This is a genomic window from Clostridium psychrophilum, from assembly GCF_018861705.1.
Classification (GTDB): Bacteria; Bacillota; Clostridia; order Clostridiales; family Clostridiaceae; genus Clostridium_AD; species Clostridium_AD psychrophilum.
In genome coordinates, this window is record NZ_JAHLEC010000004.1 from 67,335 (window position 1) to 78,773 (window position 11,439).

An 11,439-nucleotide genomic window follows, 5' to 3' on the forward strand; every position below is an offset into this window, starting at 1 on the left:
TATTCCTATTTACAAAATTATTCTTCTATTTAAATTATAACCAAATATGTATTTTATAAGTAAATATTATAAACATATTCACGTTTTTACACTACTTGTATATAATGATTTACTTTGGTAATATAGTAAGTAGTTTGCTTATACAATATTATCTATAAGAAAGTACATGATTATATGAACTTGTTCACCACAAAATGTGGAATCGTATTTGTCAAAGTCTATCTTCGAAACAAATACGATTATAACTATGCCTCTTTCTTAAATAATAAAAAAGAATGAAGGGATGTTACTAATGAAAATTAAGAAATCCATAATGTTGTTATTATCCCTAGTTGTACCAGTTTTGTCATTTGCAGCTTGCTCAAAACCAGCTGCTAAAAAAGTAGTACCTAAGCCTACCCAAGAACAGACCGAGGCTGTAGCTACCACAAAGACAGATACAGCAAAAACAGATACTACTAAGAAAACTACTTCAGCAACTATATCCACTGATTTATATAAATATGAGGTACTTCTAAATGGTATCAAATATTCTCTTCCAAGTGCATTTTCTAACTTTGAAAAAAATGGTTGGGTAGGAGAAGATGAATTTGCTAAAGATACATTGGCACCAAATAAATATAAAATAGAAACACTTAAAAATGGTGAACAAACGCTAATGATTAGTATAGCAAATTTCGGAATGAATGTTTCACCACTATCAAAATGTCATGTTGGTGAGATTACAGTAGATACTTACGGTGCAAAAAAAGGAACAACCATCTCCATTGCAAAAGGAATTACTATTGGTTCTACATATGATCAAGTAATTGCAGCATATGGTAAAGCCTCAACTGAATATAAAGGTGATACGCTGCTTAAATTAACATATACATCAGGTACATATTCAAATTATGAAATTTCAATTGATAATAAAACTAAAAAAGTATATTCTATTAAACTAGAAAATTTAGCAGCGCCAACAAAAACAGAAACTAAATCTGCTACTACTGGCCTTCCTTCCGTAGTCAAAAGTTACAAAGCTCCTTCAAGTATAGGTAAAGATTTATTATCCTTTCAAGTGAAATATGCTGGAAATTACTATAAACTTCCAATACCTGTTACTGAGCTCGTAAAAAATGGTTGGGTACTTCAATCAGACAATACAGCAGTGATTGCTGCAAAATCCAGTGCCGTAGGCGTTGAATTAAGAAAAGACAATCAGGTACTAAGAACTCAGATTACAAACTATAGTGACACAGCTCAACCTTTAAAATACTGTTTTGCTACTTACATTGAATACTACAATAACGGTGCTGTAGTTCCTATAGAATTACCAAAAGGAATTACTGAAAAATCAACCTTAGCTCAAATAACAGCAGCTTATGGTAAGCCTACTAAAGTAGAGAATAGTTCAAGCTTCAAATATTATACATATGGAGAAATATTTAAGCAAGTTGTCTTTATGACTAAAGACGGAAAAATAGAAAAAATCGAAGTTAATTATGCACCAAAGGAATTAAATTAATCAAATATAAATAATATGTACAAGTTATATAGTTTAAACTGATATGCTCCCATTTATCGTAACAGATCTTTGTTTAATCTGTTACAATAAATGGGAGCATATTTTTTTGTTATATTAAGAATAAAACAACACATGTTTTTATTTATTTTTTATACTATAGTTAAACTTGCATTAATTTCTGATGCTATTTTTCTAAAGGTAAAGTAAATGTAAATGTACTTCCTTTAGAAACTTCACTTTCGCAATATATTATTCCGCCATGCGCCTCAACAATTCCTTTTGCTATAGATAACCCTATACCTGAGCTTAAGAATTCTGTATCATATGCATTTATTTTAACAAACTTTTCGAATATTTTTTCATGGTATTCTCTAGGAATACCCTTACCGTTATCCTTAACGAAAACCTTCATTTTATCTCCATTTATTCTAGCACCTATTACTATTTTTCCACCAGCATCTGTGTATTTTAATGCATTAGATACTAGATTATTAAGCACCCAGATTATCTTCTCTTTATCAACAACCACATTAGGTAATTCTTTTTTTATGCTATTATCCAAAATGATCTTTTTGTTTTTTGCTTGCATGGAATAATTTTCAACACAATCAATCACAATCTTAGTTATAGAATATGGTCTTATATCGTATACTGCTTGGTTTGATTGTATTTTAGAAAGTTTTAGTAAATTGCTAACTAAATCCGCAAGCTTTTCCGTCTCTTCTTTTATAGCATCTAAAAGTTCCTCCTGTTTTTCATTTATAACTCCTATATTTTTTTCAAATAATAATCCTACACCCATCATAATAGATGTAAGTGGGGTTTTAAATTCATGAGAAATCGTTGCAATAAAATCTGTACGTACTTTTTCTAATTCCTTGTATTCGGTTATATTTTTTAAAAGCACCACTATAGCATTAATTTTATCATCTTTATCATTAACTACTGTTACTAAAACATTGAAAAAATAGGTTCTATCATTTAAATGAAAACTTATTATCTTCTCAGTATCAGTAACTTTATTATCAACGACACAAAAAATATAATCATATAATTCCATATTTCTAATGGTCTCTAAATAATTACTATTGATTATATTTTGTTCTAATACGCCAAAAACATTTTCACCCGAATTATTTAATAACTGAACTTTATAACTTGCATCCAAAACTATTAATGGGTCTGTTATACTTTTTACAATTGCTATAGATTTATTTCTTTCTAAAAGCAACTTTCCAGTTGTGCTTTGCTCAAATTCATAAAGTCTACTTGTCATATTGTTAAATTCCTTTGCTAGCATACCAATCTCGTCTGAATTTATTATAGGTGCTTGCTTATTAATTTGTCCTTCTTTAACTGATTTTATAGTTTCCATCAATAAATTTATAGGATTAAGAAATTTATTAGTATATATTAACGATATTATTAACCCACTAATTGCTGCTATAGATGAAATAGCTAGTATAAAATACAAAACACTTAATGCATTACTTTTAGTGTTATCTCTTCCCTTAAACATAGCTTTTTCATTCAGAGTAGTTAAAGCCACTAAATCATTTTTAACTTCACCTGCCAGTGTTGAAACTCTTAAATTATAAAACTCTATATTTTCAATATTCGTGTGAGTTTTTTTGTAATCTTGAAGGTTTGTAAAAGACTTATAAAACAAAAAATAGTCATCGCTTATTTTATTAGTAATATTCTTCTCACCAATTTCAGTAATATTATTTTTTTCCGTGTTGAGCCATTTGTGAAACTGTTTATTACTATTATAAATAATATTTAGCGAATTTTTATTTTCAAATGATATGTATTGTAGTATTGCTTTATCCTCAATATCTATAACCTCAGTCATTTTAGTTGAAACATTAATACTCTTATAATTATTTGTCATTAAACCATCTATCTGTCCACCTAATTTATATACATTAAAGCTTGAAATAAATCCAATCATTACTATAACTAAAACTAAGAACACATTAATAGTTACTATTTTCCCTTTTAATGTTTTAATAGAAACCACCGCCTTAAATTCAACATACGTTTTAATTGTATTTTAGTGAACGGGATCTGCAACCACAAGCACATCAATATATTTGGTATCCCTCATTATAGTTCTAACAATAGAACCTCTTAAAATTTCATGAAATCTTGTTCTAGCAGATGGTCCTATTATTATCTGAGTTATATTATTATCCGTAGCGAACTCAATAATAGGCCTTTCACGGTGTTTAGATTTTTCCACCTTAAGCTTTACACCAAGCTTTTCACATAACTTTTTTAGTTCTTCTAATTTTTTATACTCCGTTTTTGAGTGATTATAAGATTTACTTACTGTTAGAACATAAAATTCTGCCTTTAACCTCTTCGCCATTCTAAAACCACGCCTAATTAAATATTCTGCATTAAAATTAAGATTAACACAAACTAAAATCTTCTCCTGTGCTCCAATTAATCCTTCTACGCTCTTTTTATTCTTATATACTACAAGTTTTTCATCAACTTCATTTGCAACTTCTCTTAAAGTAATCTCTCTTAAGGCATTTAAATTCCCTATTCTAAAAAAATGGTGCAAGGCATCATCAATTTTATCCTTTGAATAAACTTTTCCAGCATTTATTCTCTCGCGAAGTGAATCAGGAGTTATATCTATAACTTCAATTTCATCAGCAGTCTCAATAATTTTGTCTGGAATTGTTTCTTTAACCTTAATTCCAGTCATCCTATTAACATGATCATTTAAACTTTCTAAATGCTGAATGTTAACTGCTGTCATCACATTTATACCGTTATCTAATATTTCTAAAACATCTTCAAAACGTTTCTTATTTTTAGAAGTAGGAATATTAGTGTGTGCTAATTCATCTATTACAACAAATTCTGGTTTTCGTGCTATAACTCCCTCTAGATCAAGTTCTTTTAGTTTAATTCCTTTATAATCTATTTCTTTTAATGGAAGAATTTCTAAGCTCCCCATTTGTTCTTCTGTTCCCTTTCTCCTATATGTTTCTATAAGACCTATTATAATGTCTATATTCCCCTTTTTCATATCATTGGCATCATGGAGCATTTGATAGCTTTTACCTACACCTGGAGCAGCTCCAATATATATTTTTAATTTTCCCTTTACTCCTTTTTCATAATCTTCCATATTACTATCACATCCTATATATTTTCTATGTTAATATAATCATTGATATAGTTAATTATCAACATTTAACCTTTAAATATGTGCATCATTAAATAATTCATAAATATCATTAAACAACTTTGCTTCATCGAGTTTATTAATATTCTTATTTACTTCACTTATTAAATGATAAATTTCTTTATTATAAGGGTTTATTGCTAATGCTTTTTTTAAAATATTATGCGTTCCTTCAAAATTACCCTTTGCAAATAATTCTTTTGATTTTAAAATTAGAATACCCTCTTCATCTAAATGTTTTAAATTCTCATCAAATTTCTCTTTAGGATTAAAAATTTCATCTAAAACAGCACTCACTCTATCTGGAGAAAATGGTTTTTGAAGATAAGCTACAGCTCCAAGTTTAGTACAATCAATTGCGTTTTTCACCGTGGCATAGGCAGTCATAATAATAACAGGGCATATAACCCCAATTTCTCTAATAGTCTTTAAAACCTCTGTTCCATTCATTTCTGGCATTCTGATATCTAAAAAAATGATGTCTATATTATCCTTTTCCTTTTGGACTGTATCTATAGCTGATTTACCATCCTCAGCAGTAAGAACCTTATAACCCTTTAATTCAAGACAAGTAGTTAATAACATTCTTATATTTTTTGTATCATCTACTACCAAAACCTTTTTCATAATATCCACCTACCTCATTAATTTCGTTGTTTAAATAAATTTTGCGCTTTCACCAAAACAATTATAGTAGCTAAAGCCAGACTGCCCTGTTCTTCAGTCTGGCTTGTTATTCATATTAATTTCATCTTTTATATTATATAATAAAAAGTTATTTTATTAAAGTTCACCTTTGTTTTTTAATATGTTTGCTATCTCTAAATTAGCTCCTAATACATTTACTCTTGGTTCACCAAAGATACCTAAAGTTTTTCCTTCTGTGTTTTTTATTATAATATTATTTAAATCACTTGAGCTAATATTAGTTGCTTTTGAAACAGCTGCTACCTGTATTTTAGCTGACTGTGGACTAATATTAGGATCAAGTCCTGATGCGGAACTTGTTAACAAATCAGTAGGTATATCTTTTGCTTTTAAACCAGGATGATTTTTTAAAAAAACTGCCATATCTTTTTTTACTCTAGCCATTAAAACAGGGTTCGAAGGCCCAAGATTCGTAGATCCTGAAGTTACTCCAGCATATGAAATGTTACCTTTGCTATCTGGTTTTATATCTGCTTTCGTGTAGGTATTATAATTAGAACTTGAAACTCTTCCGATAAAAAACCTTTTATCTGTAAAACTCTGTCCTATAAGTTTAGATCCAACTACTTTTCCATTAAGACTAACCATACTACCATTAGCTTTATTATTAAATAACACTTGAGCTATTGCGGTCATAGCTAGAGGATATATTAAGCCACATAAAACAAGCATAACTACACTTAATAATACTGATTTCTTTAACATCTCTTTCATTTCTATCTCTCCTCATATAAAACCTAAGATTAACTTAAGTTTAAAATTCTAAGCAATGGTGTAATCACTAAATCTAATATTTTAATTCCTACAAAGGGAGCAACAAGTCCACCTAATCCATAAATCAAAAGATTTCGACGAAGCAAAGCTTCTGATTTCATTGGCGTATATTTTACACCTTTCATTGCGATAGGAATTAAAGCTGGAATTATTATAGCATTAAATATTAATGCAGAGATTATAGCACTGTGTGGTGTTGATAACCTCATAACATTAAGTACATTCATTCTTGGTATACCAACTGCAAACATAGCCGGAATAATTGCAAAATATTTTGCTACGTCGTTTGCTATACTAAAAGTAGTTAATGCACCTCTTGTTATAAGTAGTTGTTTACCAATTTCTACTACCTCTAATATTTTTGTAGGATCTGAATCAAGATCTACCATATTGGCGGCTTCTTTAGCTGCAGTTGTTCCACTATTCATTGCAATGCCAACATCTGCCATAGCTAGAGCTGGTGCATCGTTTGTTCCGTCTCCTGTCATTGCTACAAGTTTACCCAAAGCCTGTTCTTTCTTAATTACATTAATTTTATCTTCAGGCTTACATTCTGCAACAAAATCATCTACTCCAGCTTCCCTAGCTATTGTTGCTGCAGTAAGCGGATTATCTCCAGTACACATAATAGTTTTAATTCCCATTTCTCGAAGTCTTGCGAACCTTGCTATAAGACCGGGTTTTACAGTATCCTTTAAGTATATAACACCATATATTTCATTGCCCACGCATACAGTAAGAGGTGTACCACCAGCACTAGCAACTCTTGTTACCGCAGCTTCTAAATCTGTAGGAACTTTTCCATCCATCAATTCTATATATTTAATTATAGAATCTGATGCACCTTTTCTAATCTTGACTCCATTTGCAAGGTCCATACCACTCATTCTTGTTTGAGCTGTAAACTCTATAAACTCAGCCTCATTATAATCAACCTCATTAATTGAAACTCCTTGCTTTTTAGCAAGCTGAATTATCGACTTGCCTTCAGGAGTTGTATCTTTTATTGAAGATATTAAAGCTTGCAGCATGAGATCTTCTAATGTATGCTTTCCAACAGGTATAAACTCAGCTGCAAGTCTATTACCATAAGTAATTGTTCCCGTTTTATCAAGAATCATTGTATCTACATCACCACAAGCCTCAACAGCTTTACCAGACATTGCAATTACATTAAATCTTGTTACCCTATCCATTCCAGCTATTCCAATCGCGGAGAGAAGTCCTCCAATAGTTGTAGGAATAAGGCAAACAAGTAATGCTATAAAAGTAGAAATTTGTATCGTAACTTTAGAATAAATAGCCATTGGATATAAAGTTACTATAACAATTACAAATATTAGGGTTAAAGCTACGAGTAACGTACTTAACGCAATTTCATTTGGCGTCTTTTTCCTTGACGCACCTTCAACAAGCTTAATCATCTTATCTAAAAATGATTCTCCAGGTGTTACTGTTATTTCTACTTTAAGCCAGTCACTGACAACTTTAGTTCCGCCTGTTACCGATCCGAAATCACCGCCTGCTTCCTTAAGTACAGGAGCTGATTCCCCAGTAATTGCAGATTCATCAACTGATGCAAGTCCCTCAATTACCTCTCCATCATTAGGAATAAAATCACCAGTCTCGACTAAAACTTTATCTCCTTTTTTTAACTCAGCAGCACTTACTACTTTAAAATTTCCTTTAGAATCAAGTAACTTTGCCATAGTATCCGTGCGAGCTTTCTTTAAGCTGTCAGCTTGAGCTTTTCCACGTCCTTCAGCCACTGCTTCAGCAAAATTAGCAAACAGAACTGTAATTAATAATATAAGGGATACAATTCCATTATAAGCTCTAATATTTTTCCCTGAATCACCAAATACATATGGGAAAAACGTTAAAAATGAAGTTATTACAAAACCAATCTCAACTACAAACATAACAGGATTTTTCATCATATATTTAGGGTTTAGTTTTATAAAAGAACCCTTAATAGCATCTTTAAGTATATCCCCAGTTATAATTTTTTTCTTACTCATAATATATCCACGCCCCTTCCTAATGACCTATAGCATTAAATGTTCTGCTATAGGTCCGAGTGTAAGTGCTGGCAAGAATGTCAAAGCACCTATTATTATCACAACACATATTAAAATTACTACAAATATGCTATTGTCCGTTCTAAATGTAGCCATAGTTTCAGGAACAGCAATTTTCGATGCGAGAGATCCTGCAACAGTTAGTAGTATTATTATTGATAAATATCTTCCAAGAAGCATTGTAATACCCGTTGTGGTATTAGCAAACACTGTATTACCATTAAATCCTGCAAAAGCTGATCCATTATTAGCTGCAGCGCTAGTAAATTGATAAACCGTTTCAGTAAGTCCGTGAAAGCCCGGATTTGTTATTGAGCTAAGTCCCATTTTTGTTGAAAGCGAAACAGAAGATGGAAATAATATTATAAATGGATGCACAAGTATTGCAAGTGCAATCAACTTAATCTCCTTGCCTTCTATTTTTTTACCCAAAAATTCAGGCGTTCGTCCAACCATTAAACCAGCGATAAACACTGTGATTATTGCATACATTATCATGTTCATAAACCCAACACCTTTACCGCCAAATACAACATTAAGCATCATATTCCATAATGGTACAAGTCCTCCTAAGGGCATTAGTGAATCATGCATAGTATTCACAGTTCCGGTGGTAAATGCAGTAGTAATCGTAGTAAATAGTGCAGATGCTGCTATACCAAATCTGACTTCTTTGCCTTCCATATTACCCATTGCCTGACTTAACCCAATATGTGCTAAATTTGGATTTCCTGCTCTTTCTGACATGTATATAACTGGGATCATCATTACAAGTAATACTGACATAGCTATAAAAATTACCCAGGCTTGTTTTTTATTCTTAAGCATTAATCCAAAAGCAATAACTATTGATCCAGGTAATGCCATCATAGAAAGTAATTCAACTAAATTCGAAAATGGAGTTGGATTTTCAAAAGGGTGTGCAGAATTTGCATTAAAGAACCCTCCACCATTTGTTCCTATGTGTTTTATAGATTCAAGTGATGCAACTGGTCCTATTGCAATATCTTGATATTGATTTTGTATTGTTGTTATAGTCTTAGTTGGAGCAAGAGTTTGAGGTACGCCTTGGGAAACTAAAACCACTGTAATAACTATTGACAATGGAAGTAAAACTCTTGTAATTATTCGAGTTATATCTACGAAAAAGTTTCCTAGTGTCTTTTTCCTTCCAATAATTCCTCTCATAAAGGCACCAGCCGCTGAAAACCCAGTAGCTGCAGATGTAAACATTAAAAATGTCATTACTACCATCTGACTTAGGTAAGAGACTCCTGATTCTCCAGCATAACCTTGAAGATTAGTATTTGTTATAAAACTTACAGCTGTATTAAAAGATAGATCTGGAGTCATTGATTTTATATTATTAGGATTTAAAAAGTGCAAACTTTGTATTCTTAAAATAATATAAGCAAATAAGCACATTACAACATTGGATATTATTATTGCTAGAATATATGTTTTCCATGTCATTTCATCTTTCTTTATTCCAGTAAATTTAAAAATTAAATTATCAATTTTGTTAAATAATGGATCAACAAAAGATTTCTCTCCACTTATAACATTATAAACATATCTCCCTAAAGGGATAACAATGAGAACGAACAGAATTAACGGTATAATGATTTGTATAATTTCCATTTAATAGACCTCCTAGTTAAATTATCTCCTACTCTTAGAAATGGGAAACTCCCCTTGTGAAATGTCATTAAAACTTTTCCGGATTGAAAAGAGCATAAAATAAATAACAAAATAGCAATACTATAATTATTATTAGTGCGACCATATGAAACCCTCCTAAAATTAATTGTTAATATCTTCAACTTGCTTTTGACACCACTTAACAAAACAACTAAAAATTACATATGTAGCTACTATAATTCCTAAATATAATATATCAAACATACTTATCCTCCTTTTAGAAAGCTAAATCTTTAATTTCGACTGTTTACTACAATATTGCATAAAGAGATTATAATCCCTATTAGCTTTTTACTAAAGTCTAGTTAAAGTCTCCTTAAAATATTCTTGCATCTATTTATCCTCATTAGGACAAACTATATATAGCACTCGTAGTTCTAAATCGATTATTGACCGTTTTCCTTAGTCTTATGTTTATTATTTAGTTTTAACCTTGTTTTAATACATTTAATAGATATTTCAATAAAAATAGACATGAGATTTCTCTCATGTCTATCTATTTATAATTTTCTCGTTTAACAGCAATTATATAAAAATATTGTGTTTTAACAATTAAACCACTTCTATGTTATTCTATGTAAACTTCTCTAAGCATTTTAATCTCTTCTGCATGACCAGCTAACTCATTTGGAGTTTCTAAATAAAATGGTAAATGACGTAATTTGGGATGATTAATAATTTTGCTAATTGCTTCTATCCCAATTGAACCTTTACCAATTATTTCATGTCTATCTTTATGACTTTTAAATGGATTTTTACTATCGTTTAAATGAATTGCATAAAGCTTATCAAGACCAATAATTCTATCAAACTCATCTATTACTCCATCTAAATCATTAACAATATCATATCCAGCATCATATATATGGCAGGTATCAAGACATACGCCCATTTTTGGGGAAAGTGTTACACCATCAAGAATTTGTTTTAATTCTTCAAATGTTCGACCTACTTCCGTTCCTTTACCCGCCATTGTCTCTAAAAGTACCCTAGTTGTTTGTTCCGGTTTTAATATACCGTTAAGCATATTTGTAATATATTCTATTCCCTTCTCAACGCCTTGTTTTACATGACTACCAGGATGAAAATTGTAAAAACTATTTGGGAAATATTCCATTCTTAATAAATCATCTTTCATAATCATCACCGCAAATTCTCTTGTTTTTTCATCGGCAGAACAAGCATTTAGTGTATATGGTGCATGAGCTAAGATTGTAGCAAAGTTGTTTTCTTTTAATATTTCTAACAACGATGCTACATCACTTGGATCAATTTCTTTTGCTTTACTCCCTCTAGGATTCCTAGTAAAAAACTGAAATGTGTTTGCTCCTATACTAAGCGCATCTTCTCCCATAGATTTATAACCCTTCGCTACTGATAAATGACAACCTATATTTAACATAATCATCCTCCAAAATAAATTGTATTTTTAAGATACTATTCTACTTAATTTAGTGTAA

Annotated in this window: 9 protein-coding genes; 1 reads left to right on the forward strand and 8 read right to left on the reverse strand. The window is 30.7% G+C overall.

The annotated features are described in order from the left end of the window. Positions 1–292 precede the first annotated feature (292 nt). Complete coding sequence (locus KPL38_RS02255) at positions 293–1,507, forward strand: hypothetical protein (RefSeq protein WP_216286353.1); 1,215 nt, start codon at positions 293–295, stop codon at positions 1,505–1,507. A 184-nt stretch (positions 1,508–1,691) separates the two neighbouring features. Here the strand turns inward: KPL38_RS02255 and KPL38_RS19520 are convergent, their stop codons facing one another. The 8 genes from KPL38_RS19520 to KPL38_RS02295 form a co-directional block, all read right to left on the reverse strand. Further along, entirely contained in the window at positions 1,692–3,530 is a 1,839-nt protein-coding gene (locus KPL38_RS19520; protein ID WP_216286355.1) for a HAMP domain-containing sensor histidine kinase, read from the reverse strand. Between the two features lie 33 nt (positions 3,531–3,563). Beyond that, the gene (locus tag KPL38_RS02265) at positions 3,564–4,658 is read right to left on the reverse strand and encodes a universal stress protein (protein WP_216286357.1); all 1,095 of its coding nucleotides are present in this window, start codon (positions 4,656–4,658) and stop codon (positions 3,564–3,566) included. A 72-nt stretch (positions 4,659–4,730) separates the two neighbouring features. Next, on the reverse strand, positions 4,731–5,342 hold the full coding sequence (locus tag KPL38_RS02270; protein WP_216286366.1) for a response regulator: 612 nt from the start codon (positions 5,340–5,342) through the stop codon (positions 4,731–4,733). Between the two features lie 156 nt (positions 5,343–5,498). Beyond that, positions 5,499–6,137 carry a potassium-transporting ATPase subunit KdpC gene (kdpC, locus tag KPL38_RS02275; RefSeq protein ID WP_216286368.1) on the reverse strand — a complete coding sequence of 213 codons (639 nt, stop codon included), beginning with the start codon at positions 6,135–6,137 and terminating at the stop codon, positions 5,499–5,501. Between the two features lie 29 nt (positions 6,138–6,166). After that, a complete protein-coding gene (gene kdpB, locus KPL38_RS02280) occupies positions 6,167–8,221 on the reverse strand; it encodes a potassium-transporting ATPase subunit KdpB (RefSeq protein WP_216286401.1) in 2,055 nt (684 codons plus the stop codon). Positions 8,222–8,245: 24 nt separating this feature from the next. Further along, a complete protein-coding gene (gene kdpA, locus KPL38_RS02285) occupies positions 8,246–9,919 on the reverse strand; it encodes a potassium-transporting ATPase subunit KdpA (RefSeq protein ID WP_216286370.1) in 1,674 nt (557 codons plus the stop codon). A 67-nt stretch (positions 9,920–9,986) separates the two neighbouring features. Beyond that, positions 9,987–10,064, reverse strand: a complete 78-nt coding sequence (gene kdpF / locus KPL38_RS20290; protein WP_216286403.1) for a K(+)-transporting ATPase subunit F — start codon at positions 10,062–10,064, stop codon at positions 9,987–9,989. Positions 10,065–10,547: 483 nt separating this feature from the next. Then, positions 10,548–11,381 carry a deoxyribonuclease IV gene (locus KPL38_RS02295; protein WP_216286372.1) on the reverse strand — a complete coding sequence of 278 codons (834 nt, stop codon included), beginning with the start codon at positions 11,379–11,381 and terminating at the stop codon, positions 10,548–10,550. Positions 11,382–11,439 lie beyond the last annotated feature (58 nt).